The sequence below is a fragment of the Clostridioides sp. LIBA-2809 genome (assembly GCF_056688965.1).
Genome location: NZ_CP197005.1, coordinates 48,784 through 68,585, shown reverse-complemented (window position 1 = coordinate 68,585; position 19,802 = coordinate 48,784). Strand labels below are relative to the sequence as shown.

Genomic DNA, 19,802 nt, shown 5'->3' with positions numbered 1-19,802 from the left:
ATGTTGAAATAAAATATTTTTATAGCAATATATTATTATTAAGGCAACTTATAATCTTCTTAAAATACACAATAACAGGACAATTATATGTTATAATATAGTAAAATATATTATTTTATTAATGAGAGGTGAACTTTATGACAAAATATTATATAACTGATTATATAACAGATGATGGGATACATATTGAAATTCTTCAAGCTTGGGAGTATGAAAATGATTGCTATATTAAACTACTTAATAAAAAGATTTTAAATAATGCTATATGTAATGAAGAAATATTATGCTATCAAGATCCATATTCTGAAGGTTATTCTGGATGTGAGATAGATTATGAGGAATATATAAAATTAGCATAACACTTATTTTTACCTTATAATCGAACGTACGTTTTACAACAGTAAAGGGATGTGTATATATGAGTAAAGATTTATCAGACAATCAGCTTCTAATTTTAGATGTGATAAAAAAAGAAATATCAATAAAAGGATATCCTCCTTCTATCAGAGATATTTGCCATGCTGTTGGTCTTAGTTCAACTTCATCTGTATATGAGAACTTAAATAAGCTAGAAGCTAAAGGATATATTAAAAGAGAATCAAACAAACCAAGAGCAATTCAAATTTTAAAAAATAGATAATGATGAATTGAAAAAATATCTAAAAATTAAGTAGACTATTTGAAAGGCAGTAAATTTATATTACCCTTCAAATAGCCTACTATTAATAATGTTCTAATTTTACTTTTTCAAGATTTTCTAGATGGATTTCATCTAATATTTTTAATTTGCCAAATGCCATTAATTCATATTTTCTATATTTTGACTTTATTATCTTTAATCTTAAATACGATATATATACAAGTGATTATACTTATGATGAATAAAATCCTTATTAATGAATTAAAAGTATTATATGCTAAAAAGCTTGAAATACTAATAAAGAGAATCGCTATAACAGCAATTTTAATATAGGAACCAAACTCAATATTCTTATTATATTCAAGTAACATACCTATGTTTAGTTTATCTTCTTCTATTTTTTCTATAGATTCATGTAGTTCTAAATTACAATAATCAGCTTTATAATCCGCTCTATAATTTTTATAGAAATCATTCATCATTTGCTCTTCAGCATTACCAAATTTATAAATATATGACATATATATAGCCTTCCTTTATTATGTATTATTGAGTACATGTTATTTATTTAAAGATCTTCAAAGAACTCTTTTTTTATTTCTGTACACCTGGTATTTTTTATATCCTCTAATACATTTAATGCACTAAAATCAATTAAATCATAATGTTTATATTTTATATTTATTTCCCTTATCTTTAAGTATAGTAAACAAGTAAATAACACTATACCAAAAACAAATAAATATTGTAATGGTGAATTAGAAGCATGATAGACATTAATACTTAAAAATAAATACATCAGAATACTTATAATTGTTATAATTATAAAAACTATTTTTCGCTTTAAGTTTCTTTCCCTCATACAAATTCGTATAAATACATCTTCACTTGTTATATCTCTATATAATTGAGAAACATCAAAATTTCTGTATTTATCCTCATATTTTCTCTTATTTAATTTATCATATTCTTTTAGTATTTTCTTTTCATAATCATCTCTTGGTTCATATATGTAAGACATTCTTTGTCCTCCAGTTCACTTTAAATTAATTTTATCTATTACATACTTTTTGTAATTCTGTATTTATACATGAAGCAGTATAAACATAAATAATAGATATAAGGATAAAGCTTATAAGTACTTTATATTCTTCATGTTATAAAGGCTCTTCTATAAGTAACAATATCAGTTTTTCAGCATTGGATCTTCAGATTACCAACTCATCTAAACGCATGTAACTTTCCTCTTAATTTATATTTTATATTAATAACATAAATTTTTCTATATAGGTCAAAATATATTTGAATTAAATTCTTCATTATAGATAAATCAACAAATTCTTAAATAAAACATATCTTAAAAAATTATTTATATATATATATAATTGTAATTCTACAATTACAATTATAATCTGTTTTTCTGTTAAACTCAAAAAGAGTAACTCTACAATTACAAAATTTAAAAGGAGGATAGACTATGCATCAATGGTTTTATCAAGACGACAATTATAATATAGGAAGTGCATTAAAAAGATTGCGTAAAAGAATGGGTTTATCACAAGAACAGGTGTCCTCAAAATTACAAACAATGGGGTACAATGTTTCTAGAGCAGCATATGCTCAGATGGAAAAAGGTACATATGGTATTCGGATAAGTGTGTTAGTTGCACTTAAACAGATATTTGATGCAGAATATGGGGATTTTTTTTCAGACTTGCCTTAAGTTAAGTAAGCCTAAGTAATATTTATTCTATGTCTATTTTATTCTCATCATTAAGAAGGCAATTTAGTCTACACGAAATCATGTAACTTAACTCTTGAAAACCAGCTTTTTCAAGTAGTAACATAATTTTGTAATTATTTTGAGGTCCTGTTTCTCTAGTGCCACATACAATTTCCCATTCATGTGGATATTCTATTGACCATTGTGATAACTCTATATTTTTTTTATTCAAGTATATACACCTCCTATTGTAATTCTACAATTACAATTATAGCTAATATTTATGCTAATATCAAGTAAAATATGTAATTCTACGGTTACAAATACTTAAGGAGGATAGACCATGTCACAGTGGCTTTATCAAGAAAATAATTATACTATAGGAAATGCATTAAAAAGGTTACGTAAAAAAACAGGCTTGTCACAAGAGCAAGTATCTTCAAAGTTACAAATAATGGGGTGCAATGTTTCTAGAGCAGCATATGCTCAAATGGAGACAGGTACATATGGCATTCGGCTAAGTGTGTTAATTGCACTTAAATATATATTCAATGCAGAGTATAAAGATTTCTTTTCAGACTTGCCTTAAAATTAAATTTAATATGTATTATATCCCTTAATAATAAAAAGGTATGTATAGCACATACCTTTACTCAGTCAGTGTGAAATTTTTATAAATATATCTGATTATATCATAGTAATAATTAAAAATAAAACATTAATAAAAACGTTTATATAGAATATTATTCTATTGTATTGTCTGTATTATATATCTCTATTTTATCAGTATCTCTAGGAACTTCACCTATTTTTTTACATTTTTCTTCATAAAGTTTTCTTACATGTTCTGGAGCTGTCGCATATGTATAATCTGTAGTTTCAAAACTAAATCCAGTACTTGGTACAACAGTTTTATTTTCAGATAAACTTTTCTTTTTTAGTGGTGCTTGTGCATTCACATCAATAAAAGAAAAACATGAACCTATAAATATTAGAATAGCAAGGATTATTCCACGTTTACCTCTTCTTTTTCCAATACTTTTTATTCTTATCTCTAAATTTGTTTTTGTAAACTCTGTTGCCAACATACCCATTTTATTGAGATTATTTAGCTCAATTGCACGTAAAATAGTTAGTGCATATTCTTTTTTCTGTTTAGATGAACATTCATTAATAACACTTTCATCACAACATAGTTCACAATCAGAATCAATTTTCTTGCTCATAATATAAACAAAAGGATTGAACCAATAAATAGCTTTTACAAAGACTACTATAAATTTTATCAAGATATCTCTATGTTTAAAATGTGTTAACTCATGTTTTAAAATCCAATAAATATTTTCTCCATCATATGGAAGGTCCAATAAAAATATATATGGTTTAAATAATCCTACACCTGCTGGACTGGCTAATTCATCTGTATACCTTAGAGGAATATTGTTTTTTATATTTAATTCAGATAATAACTCTCTGTAAGTACTATTTATATTTTCATCTTCAACCTCGAAAGAAGTATCAACAATAAGATTCTTAAATTTTACATATTTAATTAATAGACGAGCTAAATAAAATATAACTCCAATTATCCATATACATATAAATAAAAGTGTAAGGTTTTTGTTTGGATGATTATTATTAAAATTAGTTATATTATCAATTAGAGTATAACTTTCTTTTGTTTTTGTTTTAAATTCAATTGAACAAGAAACAGGAAAAAGTAACATTCTAAAAAGAATAATTAGCCAAATATAATAATTAAACTTTTTACTAAATATTTTAAATATACATGTTTTGAGAATTATCAATATACAAATACCTAAACTACTTATTAATGTTGTCTTTAATAAATTTTCAAATAAAACATTCATTTATTTCTCCAAATCATTCGCTATTTCTATAAGATGCTCAAATTCTTCTTTTTTTAAGATATTATCTTCATATAATGAAAGAAATAGACTTCCTACTGAATTATTATGCAAGTTACTTACAAAATCTTTTGTTACATAGTTTAAGTATTCTCTATATTCAATTATAATTTTATAATGTGTATATCTATCAATTTTTTCAGCTGATAAAAATTTTCTTTTAACAAGCTTTGATAGAAGTGTTAGCGTAGTTGTCTGCTTCCAATCATATTCATTTTGCATTGCTTCAATAACCTCTTTAGAAATCACATTATCATTTTTCTCCCAAATAAATTTCATTACTTTTAATTCTGCATCTGGTATTTTCTGCATAATAAATCCCCCTAAAGTATATTGCATTTTAATACTGTAAAATAAAAATAATTATATTAATAAAAATCTTATCTATTAAGATAATAGTACACGAATAATTAAGAATATTCTATACAAAATTTAATATTAGTCACTATAAAAAATAATGACCTTCTAATAGCCATTTAGAAACGAATATTTTTTATCGCTTTATAATTTATCCTATGGCAAATTATAATGCCTTAAAATCGAAATTTATATTTAATTATTAAAATAATAACTAATATCATAGAATTATTAATTCTATGATATTTTTTTATAACTATTTATATTACAAGGATATATAATTAATATTCTTATAATTTTCAGTTATAATTCAGCAAAATCACACTTTTATTTATTTTTTAATGGTATAATTAACATATAAAGCTTTTTAAGAAAGGTGGTTTTCTATGACTGGGTTCATAAGAATTGTAAATAAAAAGTACATAGTCTACTTAGAATATAAAGATGAACTTACTGGTAAGAAAAAACAAAAGAACATGGGTTCTTTTACTAAAAAAAGAGAAGCTAATAAAAGATTGGCCGAAGTAAAAGATAGTATGTATAAAAATAACATACTAATCCCAAATAATATTTTATTTGAGAATTTTTTAAAAACATTTATAGAAGAATATAAATCTAAATGGTCCATAACTACCTATAGTAAATATATCAATATATGTAATAAATATATAATAAAATATCTTGGTAAAATGAGAGTTCAAGATATTGATACAATACATATACAAAATTATATAAACACCTTGTCAGATACTCTAAGTTCTAAAACCTTAAAAATACACATTAATATAATGAAACTTGCATTTGAAAATGCTTTTGACTTAAGAATAATTGATAAAAATCCAACTAAAGGAATAGATATAGTTAAATCAAAGAAATTTAAAAATGAAATTTATGATGAAGAACAAATAATAAGATTATTAGAAGCCTGTAAAAATACCGCTTTAGAGCTTCATATAAATTTAGGTGTTGGTCTTGGTATGAGGATATCTGAAATATTAGGTCTTTCATGGGAAAATATAGACTTTGAGAGAAAAATAATTTCAATAGAGAAAATCACTGCAAAAGTTAATGGAGAAGTCATACTGAAGGATACCAAAACTGAGAGTTCAATCAGAAAGATATCGGCTCCAGATGAAATAATGAATCTCATATTAAAACATAAATTGGAGCAAGAAAGAGAGCTACTGAATATTGATATAGAAAATAAATATAATCTATTATTTATTAATAAGAAGGGCTCTCCTATAGATGAAAGTGTTATAAGTCATAGATTTAGAAGATTCCTGGAATATGAGCAACTTCCTCATATTAGGTTTCATGATTTAAGACATTCACATGTTACGTTACTTATGAACTCACATATACCTATAAAAGTTATTTCAGAAAGAGTTGGCCATTCAAATGTTAATACCACTCTGAATATATATTCTCATGTACTTGATGAAATGGATAGAGAAGCTTCAGATAAAATTGCAAGCAAATTATATAAGGATGAATCATAAGGGGAAGATTTACAAAGAGCTATAAATGGAAGATAGAGAGTCATTTTCATAAAATTAATTTTAAAATTTACTAATATTTAAAATTAATAAAAAAATACCATAAGAAAATCGTTGAAAAATATAATTTTCTTATGGTATAAATTATATATTGTATTTTAGGGAGTTTGAAGTGGCTTTATTTTATACTAGTTAATACTAAGTACTAGTATCTCTCTATTATCTAAAGTAACTTCATATATTTTAAATTTTTTATATCTTATAACCTTATTTAAATTAGTTTAATAGGTTGAGAATTATATTTATTTATGATATTCATAAACGAGTACTTCTCTATTATCAGGTGTAACAGCATATATTTTCATTGGCTTATATGTTAATACATTTGCTAAATCTGTATCATAAGTTTTAAAGTTTATATAATTAGTTTTAGGTTGATTTTCATCTCCTCCATAATTACGCATTTCTTTTTCTCTAGTACCTATGTCTTTGTACACTCCATTTCCTGTAGAATCTTCAAGAGTCGCATATACATGGTATTTATTAATATAATTAAGTACATCTTTATTAGTATCAGTAGGCTTAAAGTAATATCCTTTAAAATAAGATTGACCAGTACTCATATTCCATTCAAAGTCTGCATAGTATGTTTTATGTGCATCTATTATTTCTTGATCAGTTGGGACTTTAATCTCTGGCTCTTTAAGTACTTCAGGTGTACTATTTAATTCTGTAATAGATAAATTATCTAAAAATATTGCTCCACTACCATTTAAAGTTATTTCTATATCAGAAGAATCTTTTCCAGTTGTTTCAAATTCATAACTAAACTTTGTATAATTCTTTTCTGGTACTAAATAATCTGTTTTATCTTCCTTTGCTTTTATATTTACAGATATTGAATTAGATACTGAAGGATCTTTTGAATATCCACTAAAAACATAACGCTTATAAGGTTTTAATTTAGACATTGGTATTGTAATCTTAGTCTGTCCATTGAGTTTATTTGCTGCCCCTCGTAAGCCTTCTTTATTTATAGTATTAATATTGCTCCATTCACTAGGATAATTGTTATAATCATCAAAATTAGTAAAGTATGTTGGTGTTTTTATAAGTATATTCATACCTCTCTCAAGTTTAACATTATATATTTTTTTATCATCTAAAGATTTTAATCTCTCTTTAATTGTATCAGCTGTATAATTATCAAATACAAGTTCAACACAACTTTCATCTATTGGTGTCCCATTAAAATATAATAAACCATCTTTTTGAGTAGCACCAAATGCTTTTTCAATTGCTTGACCAATTGTAAGTTCTGGAGTTTTATCTTCTGGCTCATATGAATCTTTAGCAGCAACACGTCTCTCATAAGTTTCATTTCCTATATCTAGTATAAAAGATGCAGATATGCTATCAACTTGACTTATATAGTCTGACCAACTATTTCCTTCTGTTACTATTTGTCCTTGACTGTTTTTTGTACCAAAGTTTCCACTTACTTGCGTTGTTTCTAGTTTAATTTGTTTCCCAGAATCTAATTTTTTCATTTGTTCATAATTTAATGGTATTAATCTAGAACTGAACTGGTCCATTGTATTAAGTGCTAAAGGAGATACCCCTTTTTTAGGATATGTGTCATTAGGAGATAAATTGTTACCAATTTGATTTTCTTGTGCTTTAATAGTTGATAGTGTATCTCCATCTAACACTAAGTTTGTTGTTGGTGTTACTTTATACATAGGTGCAGTACCTGTGTTATAGTATCTAACATTAGCATTTATATATGCTGATTCACTTTTGCTTATTTGTAAACCTGTATTCCAAGATTCCCCATTACTATCTTGTACAGCTGTTGAATTATCTGTTGTATGAGAATAGTTTGCTGTTACACTTCCTGTGAAACCATTTTGATATCCAGCAGTAACAGATACGCCTACTGTATTTGCATCAGTTTTACTGTTTGTAGTAGCTCTAGAAACTGTTTTACCAACATCAGAAGATGCATGCTCATTTGTAGACAATATTAATTTTTCCATACCAACTCCAACTACTGGATAAGCTGCAACTAGTGGATCTCTTGCTTCTTTACTTATCGCTTTATCAAATGTGCCAGATGCCTTTTCATAATCTGTATATGGGTCTCCAGCAGTATTTGGCTCTAAGTAGTTTGATACATATTTTTTATATCCTTGTTCTGCAAAACTATCTTCCCATTTTACTGCAATTAAGTCTTTTATAGTATATCCATTTCTTTCATATGCATCTGGTATATTATCATTATCTGTATCTAAGTCTTCATCTTCCCAATCAGACATCAAATTTGGATCAAAGAAATTATTATTTGGAATAAATGGATCATTTTTCTCTATTTTTGAGTAATCTCTTAAAAATAAATTTTCTTCTGGTATAATGGTTTTGTTACCATTTGATTCCCAATAAAGTTTAGGTGACGATAGATTATCTATAGTTCCTAGATTGTTGTCTTGCAATTCTATTCTAATTTTATATTCCTTACCCTTTTCCATTTTAGCTTTAATTGTGTTTGCAACATCACCTTTAGCATCTATCTGCATCAAGATATCTTCTCTATCAGTAGACAGTGTATATTCTCCATCCATTGATGGAATTATTCTTCCTGTCCAGCGTATAGATTTTACATCTGATACATCTTTATCTAAAAGCTTATCTACCTTCTTTTCTTCAAATTTCAAATTACCATCTTTTATTGGAGCCATTAATTCTAGATCTTTAAAATGTTCATCTGTGAAATAATATCCCATTAATCCATTACTTGGGAGTGTATCTTCACTTACAACTTCTCTTTTCTTAGTAGAGTGATAATTATTATTAGTTTGTGCATATACAGGATATGCTAGAGCTTGACTAACGATAGCTGTAAGTGTTAAAAAACTCAGTAATTTTTTATTTTTCATTTGTACCTTCATTTTTTCTCCCCCTTATATTAGAAATATTATTAAATTAATTGTTAATTTAATAATGTTGCATCAACAATTAATTTTGTTGTAGTTTTATCTTTATAAGTATCAACTTTATTAATCTTAAACTTACTACCATGGTTTAATAAAACCTCATATTCTCCACCATAGCCAGGTATAGCTGATAAGTAAGCACCAGGAGAACCTTTAGGTATACTTATACGTAGTACTATTTTTCTAGGAGCAAATGCACTCATGTTTGCACTGCCTATACTAGTACTTACAAAATTTTGATATGTTAATGTTTGTCCTTCCCATTTTTCCTTAAATGCATTTACATTTGCTTCTATATTAAAATTGTATCCTGGTGATGAAATTTCTAAACCGAATTCAGGAGCTCCAGCTCTTCTATATACAGTTAAATTTGATGGAATAGGCTTACTTTTTAATGCATTTTCTATATTATTTATTTGAGAATCTAATTTTGGGTCAGGATTATTTGTTGGCCCATTTTCTAACAGATATTTATTGATAGCGACATAGTCTCCACGCATATAACCATTTATATCAGCAAGTTGTTCAGGAGTCAATTTATTACTCCAGTCATTATAATTTTCTTTTCCCCAAGAATCTCCTTTGGCTACATCTTCTTTAAAATCAAGGCTACTTACTAAAGATGCCTCAACTTTTATATATTGTTTTCCGCCTATAACTATACGAACTGTTTTATCAACTTTAACACTATATCCTTGTTCTATTAGTGTACTTACAGATTCATTACTTTGTTGATATGGTAACATCCCAGTTCCTTTAGGTAATTTTAAATGTACAAGTAATGGTGTAGGTTTACTGTCTTGATTGCCTGGTTCATATAAAGATATATCTTTAAATCCGTCTTGTTTAAATAATCTGTCTTGAACAGTATCTTTAAATTCATTAAATTTCTCTAAACTGATTTCATTTTCTGTATTTCCTCTAATTTCGCCCTTAAAAGCAAATCTATCAGCAGATTCAAAATAGTAAACATACATAGGTTTATCTAGCTTGTTTTTTGATATCGCACTTTTAAGATCCTTATAATCTTTTTCAAAAGGATTCTCTTTTATTTCATAGTCATAAAAATAATTTCTTTCTCTAGAATACTTACTTATTTCTGATGCATTTTTCTTATATTCTGCTAAAGCTTCTTTCTCTACTTTTTCAAGACCCTTTTCAACCCTTTCAGCTTCTTTTCTTTCCCATTCTTTAGCTTTTTCCTTATCTTTAAAAAAATCTTCTGGTCTTTCTATTCCTGCCTTATAAGCAGTGGTAGTTATTTTTTGAGGTGAATATTCTACTAAATTTTCAGCATAAGTTCCTCCACTGAATAAGAGACTTGTTAAAATAAGACTTAGTACTAATATTTTAGAAATATAACTTCTAATCTTTTTCATTTAAAATACCTCCTCACATTATTTTAAATATTTATTAATTTAATTATATAATCTAAATATAAAAATATTAGTTAGATTTCAAAATCAATATTTTAGTGGTCATTAAATAGTTTATTCGACACAAAGAAATTGTTTAAAATATAAAAAAATAATTTTTCTGCTTTGAAAACGGGTTTTTAGGAAATAATATAATAATTTATGTAAAATAGCATATTAAAAAAGGTATAAAATAACGTATTATTTTACACCTTTTTATATCTTAAACTGATACTTCTTTCATTCTAAGTTGTTTTTTTACAGATTGTAGAGATCTATCAGATATAGGACATTTATCTCCATTACTCATTTTTACAAATTTTCCTTTTACATTTAGAGAAATTATATGCTCTCTATTAACTATAAATGATTTATGTATACGAAATAGACATTCATCTAAATCTACTATAGATTTTAAACTTCTGTATAATTCGATTTCTTGTTCTTCAGTTACTAATTTTATTTTATGAGGGGCAGTACATGTTTCAAAATAAATTATATCGCTAAATGGGATTCTCCAAAGCTCAAATTTTCTATAAATAACAAAAAAATTTTCTGGATAATTTATTTCCTTTAAATATCTTTCATGAGAGGTTTTAATACAAGCTCTTATTCTGCCTTCAGCAATATCCATATCGTATTTAGATATAAAATCCATAGCTTCAAGCCTATAATAAAAAATACTCATACTTATTTCAACATAATTTGAAATAAATATAATAGGACTTAAATAGTCATTTCTTCTAATTTCTTGGGCCAACCATAGTCCATCACACATATATTTATTTAAGTTATATTCAAAATCAACTCCAATAAAAAATATCCTTACTTTATTTTTTGCATCAATATCCTTTAACAATAAATCTACATTATGATATAGTTTTACAATATCATTATCAAATCCCTCTTTAATTAGTATGTTATTTATACAGTCTTTTAACTTTCTTCCAAAATTTACATCGTTATCAAACAATAATATATCCATTCATATTCCTCCTATTACAATAAAATTTTCGAATATTCAAAAAAAAGAAAAATATATAAATATATATATATAATATAACGTTTTGCAAACTACATCAATAAAATATTTTATTTTTGTAGTTTACAAATAAAATATTTTTTTTCTTTATTCACTTAATTTATTAAAATACATTTCTAAATTTGTTAATTAAGTCAATTTTTAAATTATATATATTCTAGAAACTATTGCAACTATATAATTTATTTATGCATAAATGTTGTCAAATCCCAAAAAAAAATATCATTATACATATAAAAGGGGATGATTTTATGCAAAAGTCTTTTTATGAATTAATTATTTTATCAAGAAGTAATTCAGCAGAAAATTTACAAGAACTTCTAATTACATTTAAACCATTAATAAAAAAACTTAGTAAATTTTTATATTATGAAGAGGGAGAAACAGACTTAATAATATTTTTTATTGAGTTAATAAAAAGTATTAATTTAAATAACTTCACAAAACAAAATGATGCTATTATAGTTAAATATATTCATAAATCTTTATTAAATAAGATGTTTCAGTTGTCTAAAAAACAATCTAGATCAAAACTTCAGTTCTTAGAACTTAATGAAAATATGCTGAATTTAAGAAATAATTATCCAAATGAGTATATATTTGAAGAAGATATTTGTTTTCAGGAATATATTTTTAACGAACTATCTGGTATTCAGAGAAAAGTTATTTTTTATAAATATTTAGAAGGATATTCTGACATAGAAATATCAATAAAATTAAAAATATCAAGGCAAGCTGTCAATAAAGCTAAAAATAGAGCCTTTAAAAAAATAAAAAAGGACTATGAAGATTATTTTAATTTATAACTAATGTATTTAAAATAATGCTTGCTCATTGAAATAAGATTTTAAAATTAAAATTAATTTAAAACTGATAATTTAATTCAAGAATATCTTAATTTTTTATATTATACTTACAAAAATGTTTACACATTTGTCTAAAATAATATCCTTATTCAATAGAAGATCAAATTAATCAATTTAATATCTTCAATTTAAAATGTTAGGAAGTGAATATATATGAAAACTTAAATTAAGATTAATCTATTCTTCAATTAGAAAGGAGGATATATAATAAAATTTTATAGTTTATAGGTAGAATAATCCAATAAAAATAAATAGTAAAGGAGAAGTTTTTATGAGCTTAGTTAACAGAAAGCAATTAGAAAAAATGGCAAATGTGAGATTTCGTGTTCAGGAAGATGAATATGTAGCAATATTAGATGCATTAGAAGAATATCATAATATGTCAGAAAATACTATAGTTGAAAAGTATCTAAAATTAAAAGATATAAACAGTTTAACAGATACCTATATAGATACATATAAAAAATCTGGTCGAAATAAAGCCTTAAAAAAATTTAAAGAGTACTTAGTTACAGAGATATTAGAATTAAAAAATAGCAATTTAACTCCAGTCGAGAAAAATTTACATTTTATATGGATTGGAGGGCAAATAAATGATACTGCTATTAATTATATAAACCAGTGGAAAGATGTAAATAGTGACTATAATGTTAATGTATTTTATGATAGTAATGCATTTTTGATAAATACATTGAAAAAAACTATAATAGAATCCGCATCAAATGACACTCTTGAATCATTTAGAGAAAATTTAAATGATCCTGAATTTAACCACACTGCATTTTTCAGAAAGCGTATGCAAATAATCTATGATAAACAGCAAAATTTCATAAATTACTATAAGGCTCAGAAAGAAGAAAATCCTGACCTTATAATTGATGATATTGTGAAATCATATCTTTCAGATGAGTATTCAAAAGATATAGATGAACTTAATGCTTATATTGAAGAGTCATTAAACAAAGTCACAGAAAATAGTGGAAATGATGTTAGAGACTTTGAAGAATTTAAAACTGGAGAAGTATTCAATTTATATGAACAAGAGCTAGTAGAAAGATGGAATCTTGCTGGTGCATCTGATATATTAAGAGTCGCTATATTGAAAAATATTGGTGGAGTCTATCTAGATGTTGATATGTTACCAGGAATACACCCCGATTTATTTAAAGATATAAACAAGCCTGATTCAGTAAAGACAGCTGTAGATTGGGAAGAAATACAATTAGAAGCCATAATGAAATATAAAGAATATATACCAGAATATACTTCAAAACATTTTGATACATTGAATGAAGAAGTTCAAAGTAGCTTTGAATCTGTTCTAGCTTCTAAGTCTGATAAGTCAGAAATATTTTTACCACTAGGAGATATAGAGGTATCACCTTTAGAAGTAAAAATTGCATTTGCCAAAGGTTCTATTATAAATCAAGCTCTAATTTCTGCAAAAGACTCATATTGTAGTGACTTACTAATAAAACAAATCCAAAACAGATATAAGATACTGAATGATACTTTAGGTCCAATTATTAGTCAAGGTAATGATTTTAATACTACAATGAACAATTTTGGTGAAAGTTTGGGAGCTATAGCTAATGAAGAGAATATAAGTTTTATAGCAAAAATCGGAAGTTATTTAAGGGTTGGATTTTATCCTGAAGCTAATACTACAATTACTTTAAGTGGTCCTACAATATATGCAGGAGCTTATAAAGATTTATTAACATTTAAAGAGATGAGCATAGATTCTTCTATATTGTCATCTGAGTTAAGAAATTTTGAATTTCCTAAGGTTAATATATCTCAAGCAACAGAACAAGAGAAAAGTAGTTTATGGCAATTTAATGAAGAAAGAGCTAAAATTCAATTTGAAGAATACAAGAAAAATTATTTTGAAGGTGCGCTTGGAGAAGATGATAATCTTGATTTTTCTCAAAATACAGTAACTGACAAAGAATATCTTTTAGAAAAGATCTCTTCATCAACGAAGAGTTCAGAAAGAGGATATGTTCATTATATTGTTCAATTACAAGGAGATAAAATTAGCTATGAAGCAGCATGTAACTTATTTGCAAAAAATCCTTATGACAGTATACTATTTCAAAAAAATATAGAAGATTCAGAAGTAGCATATTACTATAATCCTACAGATAGTGAAATACAAGAAATTGATAAGTATAGAATTCCTGATAGAATTTCTGATAGACCTAAGATTAAATTGACACTTATTGGTCATGGCAAAGCTGAGTTTAATACTGATATATTTGCAGGTCTTGATGTGGATTCATTATCTTCAGAAATAGAAACAATAATAGATTTAGCTAAAGCAGATATTTCTCCTAAATCTATAGAAATAAACTTACTGGGATGTAACATGTTTAGCTATTCTGTAAATGTAGAAGAGACTTATCCTGGAAAATTATTACTTAGAGTTAAAGATAAAGTATCAGAATTAATGCCATCTATAAGTCAAGACTCTATTATAGTAAGTGCAAATCAATATGAAGTTAGAATAAATAGTGAAGGAAGAAGAGAATTATTGGATCATTCTGGTGAATGGATAAATAAAGAAGAAAGTATTATAAAGGATATTTCATCAAAAGAATATATATCATTTAATCCTAAAGAAAATAAAATTATAGTAAAATCTAAAAATTTACCTGAATTATCTACATTATTACAAGAAATTAGAAACAAGTCTAATTCAAGTGATATTGAACTAGAAGAAAAAGTAATGTTAGCAGAATGTGAGATAAATGTTATTTCAAATATAGAGACACAAGTGGTAGAAGAAAGGATTGAAGAAGCTAAAAGCTTAACTTCTGACTCTATTAATTATATAAAGAATGAATTTAAACTAATAGAATCTATTTCTGATGCACTATACGACTTAAAACAACAGAATGAATTAGAAGATTCTCATTTTATATCTTTTGAGGATATATCGGAGACTGATGAAGGCTTTAGTATAAGATTTATTGATAAAGAAACTGGAGAATCTATATTTGTAGAAACTGAAAAGGCAATATTCTCTGAATATGCTAATCATATAACTGAAGAGATTTCTAAGATAAAAGGTACTATATTTGATACTGTAAATGGTAAGTTAGTAAAAAAAGTAAATTTAGATGCTACACATGAAGTGAATACTTTAAATGCTGCATTTTTTATACAATCATTAATAGAATATAATAGTTCTAAAGAATCTCTTAGTAATTTAAGTGTAGCAATGAAAGTTCAAGTTTATGCTCAATTATTTAGTACTGGTTTGAATACCATTACAGATGCAGCCAAAGTTGTTGAATTAGTATCAACTGCATTAGATGAAACTATAGATTTACTTCCTACATTATCTGAAGGATTACCTGTAATTGCAACTATCATAGATGGTGTAAGTTTAGGTGCAGCAATCAAAGAGCTAAGTGAAACAAGTGACCCATTATTAAGACAAGAAATAGAAGCTAAGATAGGTATAATGGCAGTAAATTTAACAGCAGCTACAACTGCAATAATTACTTCATCTTTAGGAATAGCTAGTGGATTTAGTATACTTTTAGTTCCTTTAGCAGGAATTTCAGCAGGTATACCAAGTTTAGTAAACAATGAGCTTATCCTAAGAGATAAAGCAACAAAAGTTGTAGATTATTTTAGTCATATATCATTAGCTGAGTCTGAAGGAGCATTTACTTCATTAGATGATAAAATAATGATGCCACAAGATGATTTAGTAATATCTGAGATAGACTTTAATAACAATTCAATAACTTTAGGTAAATGTGAAATATGGAGAATGGAAGGTGGTTCAGGTCATACTGTAACTAATGATATAGATCACTTCTTTTCATCACCATCAATAACATATAGAGAACCACATTTATCTATATATGATGTATTAGAAGTTAAAAAAGAAGAACTTGATTTGTCAAAAGATTTAATGGTATTACCTAATGCTCCAAATAGAGTGTTTGGCTGGGAAACAGGATGGACACCAGGTTTAAGAGGCTTAGAAAATGATGGTACAAAACTGTTAGACCGTATAAGAGACCAGTATGAAGGCCAGTTTTATTGGAGATTTTTCGCTTTTATAGCTGATGCTTTAATAACAACATTAAAACCAAGATATGAAGATACTAATGTAAGAATAAGTTTAGACAGTAATACTAGAAGCTTTATAGTCCCAGTGATAACTACAGAATATATAAGAGAGAAATTATCATATTCTTTTTATGGTTCGGGAGGAACTTATGCATTATCTCTTTCTCAATATAATATGAATATAAACATAGAATTAAATGAAAATGATACTTGGGTTATAGATGTCGACAATGTTGTAAGAGATGTCACTATAGAATCTGATAAAATTAAAAAAGGAGATTTAATAGAAAATATTTTATCTAAATTAAGTATTGAAGACAATAAAATTATTTTAGATAATCATGAAATTAATTTCTCTGGAACATTAAATGGAGGTAATGGATTTGTATCTTTAACATTCTCAATCTTAGAAGGAATAAATGCAGTTATAGAAGTTGATTTATTATCTAAATCATATAAAGTTCTTATTTCTGGTGAACTAAAAACATTGATGGCAAATTCAAATTCTGTTCAACAGAAAATAGATTATATAGGATTGAACAGCGAATTACAAAAAAATATACCTTATAGTTTTATGGATGATAAAGGAAAAGAAAATGGATTTATTAATTGTTCTACAAAAGAAGGTTTATTTGTATCTGAATTATCTGATGTAGTTCTCATAATTAAAGTTTATATGGACAATAGTAAACCTCCATTTGGATATTATAGTAATGATTTGAAAGATGTTAAAGCTATAACTAAAGATGATGTTATTATATTAACAGGGTATTATTTAAAAGATGATATAAAAATCTCTCTTTCTTTTACTATACAAGATAAAAATACTATAAAATTAAATGGAGTATATTTAGATGAAAATGGAGTAGCTGAAATATTGAAATTTATGAATAAAAAATGAATATAAAAAGTATTTTCATAAAATCCTTAAAATCTAATGCTAAGCTTATATTAGATACTAATTTTATAATAAGTGCTACTACTTCTATTGGTCAATTTGAGTTTATTTGTGATAAAGATAATAATATACAACCATATTTCATTAAGTTTAATACGTTAGAAACTAAATATACTCTATATGTAGGTAATAGACAAAATATGATAGTAGAACCAAATTACGATTTAGATGATTCTGGAGATATCTCTTCAACTGTCATTAATTTTTCTCAGAAATACCTTTATGGAATAGACAGTTGTGTTAATAAAGTTATAATTTCGCCAAATATATATACAGATGAAATAAACATAACACCTATATATGAAGCAAATAATACTTATCCAGAAGTGATTGTATTAGATACAAATTATATAAGTGAAAAAATCAATATTAATATCAATGATTTATCTATACGATATGTATGGAGTAATGATGGAAGTGATTTTATTCTTATGTCAACTGATGAAGAGAACAAGGTATCACAAGTTAAAATAAGATTCACTAATGTTTTTAAAGGTAATACTATATCAGATAAGATATCTTTTAATTTTAGTGATAAGCAAGATGTATCTATAAATAAAATTATTTCAACATTTACCCCTTCATATTATGTGGAAGGATTACTTAATTATGATTTAGGTCTGATTTCTTTATACAATGAGAAATTTTATATTAATAACTTTGGAATGATGGTGTCTGGATTAGTATATATTAATGATTCATTATATTATTTCAAGCCACCAATAAAGAACTTGATAACTGGATTTACAACTATAGGTGATGATAAATACTACTTTAATCCAGATAATGGAGGTGCTGCTTCAGTTGGAGAAACAATAATTGATGGCAAAAACTACTATTTCAGCCAAAATGGAGTGTTACAAACAGGTGTATTTAGTACAGAAGATGGATTTAAATATTTTGCTCCAGCAGATACACTTGATGAAAATCTAGAAGGTGAAGCAATTAATTTTACTGGCAAACTAATTATTGATGAAAATATTTATTATTTTGGAGATAATTATAGAGCAGCTGAAGAATGGCAAACATTAGATGATGAAGTGTACTATTTTAGCACAGATACAGGTAGAGCTTTTAAAGGGCTAAATCAAATAGGTGATGATAAATTCTATTTCAACTCTGATGGTATTATGCAAAAAGGATTTGTTAATATAAATGATAAGACATTCTATTTTGATGATTCTGGTGTGATGAAGTCAGGATATACTGAAATAGATGGAAAATATTTTTACTTTGCTGAGAATGGAGAAATGCAAATAGGAGTATTTAATACAGCAGATGGATTTAAGTATTTTGCTCATCATGATGAAGATTTAGGAAATGAAGAAGGTGAAGCACTTTCATATTCTGGTATGCTTAATTTCAACAATAAGATTTATTATTTTGATGATTCATTTACAGCAATAGTTGGATGGAAAGATTTAGAAGATGGTTCAAAATATTACTTTGATGAGAATACAGCAGAGGCATCTATAGGTATATCAATAATCAATGATGGTAAATATTATTTTAATGATTCTGGAATTATGCAAATTGGATTTGTCACTATCAATGATAAAGTATTTTATTTCTCTGATTCTGGAATAGTAGAATCTGGAATGCAAAATATAGATGATAATTATTTCTATATAAGTGAAAATGGTCTAGTTCAAATAGGAGTGTTTGACACTTCAGATGGATATAAATACTTTGCTCCAGCTAATACTGTAAATGATAATATTTATGGACAAGCAGTTGAATATAGTGGCTTAGTTAGAGTTGGTGAAGATGTATATTATTTTGGAGAAACATATACAATTGAGACTGGATGGATATATGATATGGAAAATGAAAGTGATAAATATTATTTCGATCCAGAAACTAAAAAAGCATATAAAGGTATTAATGTAATTGATGATATAAAATACTATTTTGATGAGAATGCCATAATGAGAACAGGTCTTATAACATTTGAAGATAATCATTACTATTTTAATGAAGATGGTGTTATGCAATATGGTTATCTAAATATAGAAGATAAGATGTTCTACTTTAGTGAAGATGGTATTATGCAGATTGGAGTATTTAATACGCCAGATGGATTTAAATATTTTGCACATCAAAATACTTTAGATGAGAATTTTGAAGGAGAATCAATAAACTATACTGGTTGGTTAGATCTGGATGGTAAAAAATACTATTTCACAGAGGAATATATTGCAACAACTGGTTCAGTTACAATTGATGATGAGGAGTATTATTTTGATCCTGACACAGCTGAATTAGTAGTTAGTGAATAAATCAACTATA

The 19,802-nt window shown here is 26.0% G+C and carries 14 protein-coding genes and 1 pseudogene; 7 read left to right on the top strand and 8 right to left on the bottom strand.

Annotated elements, in window-relative coordinates:
* Nucleotides 1-137 precede the first annotated feature (137 nt).
* Both ACTG44_RS20615 and ACTG44_RS20610 read left to right on the top strand, forming a co-directional pair.
* On the top strand, nucleotides 138-359 hold the full coding sequence (locus ACTG44_RS20615; protein ID WP_021383424.1) for a hypothetical protein: 222 nt from the start codon (nucleotides 138-140) through the stop codon (nucleotides 357-359).
* Between the two features lie 59 nt (nucleotides 360-418).
* Entirely contained in the window at nucleotides 419-640 is a 222-nt protein-coding gene (locus ACTG44_RS20610) for a LexA family protein (RefSeq protein WP_021383390.1), read from the top strand.
* Nucleotides 641-813: 173 nt separating this feature from the next.
* Here the strand turns inward: ACTG44_RS20610 and ACTG44_RS20605 are convergent, their stop codons facing one another.
* Together ACTG44_RS20605 and ACTG44_RS20600 are read right to left on the bottom strand one after the other, a co-directional pair.
* Entirely contained in the window at nucleotides 814-1,161 is a 348-nt protein-coding gene (locus tag ACTG44_RS20605) for a hypothetical protein (protein WP_102822218.1), read from the bottom strand.
* A gap of 47 nt (nucleotides 1,162-1,208) precedes the next feature.
* Nucleotides 1,209-1,661 (bottom strand): hypothetical protein, encoded by a 453-nt coding sequence (locus ACTG44_RS20600; protein WP_021383436.1) that lies wholly within the window; start codon nucleotides 1,659-1,661, stop codon nucleotides 1,209-1,211.
* Between the two features lie 456 nt (nucleotides 1,662-2,117).
* Here ACTG44_RS20600 and ACTG44_RS20595 point away from each other — a divergent pair, with 456 nt between their 5' ends.
* Nucleotides 2,118-2,363, top strand: coding sequence for a helix-turn-helix transcriptional regulator (locus ACTG44_RS20595; RefSeq protein WP_021383410.1), 246 nt, complete (start codon nucleotides 2,118-2,120; stop codon nucleotides 2,361-2,363).
* Between the two features lie 22 nt (nucleotides 2,364-2,385).
* On the opposite strand, the gene ACTG44_RS20590 is transcribed toward ACTG44_RS20595, so the two are convergent.
* The gene (locus tag ACTG44_RS20590) at nucleotides 2,386-2,595 is read right to left on the bottom strand and encodes a hypothetical protein (RefSeq protein WP_021383397.1); all 210 of its coding nucleotides are present in this window, start codon (nucleotides 2,593-2,595) and stop codon (nucleotides 2,386-2,388) included.
* A gap of 111 nt (nucleotides 2,596-2,706) precedes the next feature.
* On the opposite strand from ACTG44_RS20590, the gene ACTG44_RS20585 reads away from it, so the two are divergent.
* Nucleotides 2,707-2,952, top strand: a complete 246-nt coding sequence (locus ACTG44_RS20585) for a helix-turn-helix transcriptional regulator (RefSeq protein WP_021383412.1) — start codon at nucleotides 2,707-2,709, stop codon at nucleotides 2,950-2,952.
* A gap of 154 nt (nucleotides 2,953-3,106) precedes the next feature.
* On the opposite strand, the gene ACTG44_RS20580 is transcribed toward ACTG44_RS20585, so the two are convergent.
* Both ACTG44_RS20580 and ACTG44_RS20575 read right to left on the bottom strand, forming a co-directional pair.
* Nucleotides 3,107-4,234 carry a M56 family metallopeptidase gene (locus ACTG44_RS20580; protein WP_102822216.1) on the bottom strand — a complete coding sequence of 376 codons (1,128 nt, stop codon included), beginning with the start codon at nucleotides 4,232-4,234 and terminating at the stop codon, nucleotides 3,107-3,109.
* Entirely contained in the window at nucleotides 4,235-4,603 is a 369-nt protein-coding gene (locus ACTG44_RS20575) for a BlaI/MecI/CopY family transcriptional regulator (RefSeq protein WP_235684380.1), read from the bottom strand.
* A 431-nt stretch (nucleotides 4,604-5,034) separates the two neighbouring features.
* On the opposite strand from ACTG44_RS20575, the gene ACTG44_RS20570 reads away from it, so the two are divergent.
* Nucleotides 5,035-6,150: a tyrosine-type recombinase/integrase gene (locus tag ACTG44_RS20570; RefSeq protein WP_102822214.1), complete on the top strand. Its 1,116-nt coding sequence runs from the start codon at nucleotides 5,035-5,037 to the stop codon at nucleotides 6,148-6,150.
* A 299-nt stretch (nucleotides 6,151-6,449) separates the two neighbouring features.
* On the opposite strand, the gene ACTG44_RS20565 is transcribed toward ACTG44_RS20570, so the two are convergent.
* The 3 genes from ACTG44_RS20565 to ACTG44_RS20555 all read right to left on the bottom strand — a co-directional run bounded on the left by ACTG44_RS20565 (nucleotide 6,450) and on the right by ACTG44_RS20555 (nucleotide 11,540).
* Nucleotides 6,450-9,095: a binary toxin-like calcium binding domain-containing protein gene (locus tag ACTG44_RS20565; protein ID WP_102822213.1), complete on the bottom strand. Its 2,646-nt coding sequence runs from the start codon at nucleotides 9,093-9,095 to the stop codon at nucleotides 6,450-6,452.
* 41 nt (nucleotides 9,096-9,136) lie between these two features.
* Nucleotides 9,137-10,519, bottom strand: coding sequence for an ADP-ribosyltransferase (locus ACTG44_RS20560; RefSeq protein ID WP_102822212.1), 1,383 nt, complete (start codon nucleotides 10,517-10,519; stop codon nucleotides 9,137-9,139).
* A 259-nt stretch (nucleotides 10,520-10,778) separates the two neighbouring features.
* Nucleotides 10,779-11,540: a response regulator transcription factor gene (locus ACTG44_RS20555; RefSeq protein ID WP_054269367.1), complete on the bottom strand. Its 762-nt coding sequence runs from the start codon at nucleotides 11,538-11,540 to the stop codon at nucleotides 10,779-10,781.
* Nucleotides 11,541-11,848: 308 nt separating this feature from the next.
* On the opposite strand from ACTG44_RS20555, the gene ACTG44_RS20550 reads away from it, so the two are divergent.
* Both ACTG44_RS20550 and tcdB read left to right on the top strand, forming a co-directional pair.
* A complete protein-coding gene (locus ACTG44_RS20550) occupies nucleotides 11,849-12,403 on the top strand; it encodes an RNA polymerase sigma factor (RefSeq protein ID WP_102822211.1) in 555 nt (184 codons plus the stop codon).
* A 331-nt stretch (nucleotides 12,404-12,734) separates the two neighbouring features.
* A pseudogene (gene tcdB / locus ACTG44_RS20545) lies at nucleotides 12,735-19,792 on the top strand (glycosylating toxin TcdB).
* Nucleotides 19,793-19,802 lie beyond the last annotated feature (10 nt).

What these genes read in the sequence shown, in the direction of transcription:
- ACTG44_RS20595 (WP_021383410.1), top strand. Translation starts at nt 2,118, where the DNA reads ATGCATCAATGGTTTTATCAAGACGACAATTATAATATAGGAAGTGCA.
- ACTG44_RS20585 (WP_021383412.1), top strand. Translation starts at nt 2,707, where the DNA reads ATGTCACAGTGGCTTTATCAAGAAAATAATTATACTATAGGAAATGCA.
- ACTG44_RS20580 (WP_102822216.1), bottom strand. Translation starts at nt 4,234, where the DNA reads ATGAATGTTTTATTTGAAAATTTATTAAAGACAACATTAATAAGTAGT.
- ACTG44_RS20615 (WP_021383424.1), top strand. Translation starts at nt 138, where the DNA reads ATGACAAAATATTATATAACTGATTATATAACAGATGATGGGATACAT.
- ACTG44_RS20575 (WP_235684380.1), bottom strand. Translation starts at nt 4,603, where the DNA reads ATGCAGAAAATACCAGATGCAGAATTAAAAGTAATGAAATTTATTTGG.
- ACTG44_RS20600 (WP_021383436.1), bottom strand. Translation starts at nt 1,661, where the DNA reads ATGTCTTACATATATGAACCAAGAGATGATTATGAAAAGAAAATACTA.
- ACTG44_RS20565 (WP_102822213.1), bottom strand. Translation starts at nt 9,095, where the DNA reads ATGAAGGTACAAATGAAAAATAAAAAATTACTGAGTTTTTTAACACTT.
- ACTG44_RS20555 (WP_054269367.1), bottom strand. Translation starts at nt 11,540, where the DNA reads ATGGATATATTATTGTTTGATAACGATGTAAATTTTGGAAGAAAGTTA.
- ACTG44_RS20550 (WP_102822211.1), top strand. Translation starts at nt 11,849, where the DNA reads ATGCAAAAGTCTTTTTATGAATTAATTATTTTATCAAGAAGTAATTCA.
- ACTG44_RS20610 (WP_021383390.1), top strand. Translation starts at nt 419, where the DNA reads ATGAGTAAAGATTTATCAGACAATCAGCTTCTAATTTTAGATGTGATA.
- ACTG44_RS20560 (WP_102822212.1), bottom strand. Translation starts at nt 10,519, where the DNA reads ATGAAAAAGATTAGAAGTTATATTTCTAAAATATTAGTACTAAGTCTT.
- ACTG44_RS20570 (WP_102822214.1), top strand. Translation starts at nt 5,035, where the DNA reads ATGACTGGGTTCATAAGAATTGTAAATAAAAAGTACATAGTCTACTTA.
- ACTG44_RS20605 (WP_102822218.1), bottom strand. Translation starts at nt 1,161, where the DNA reads ATGTCATATATTTATAAATTTGGTAATGCTGAAGAGCAAATGATGAAT.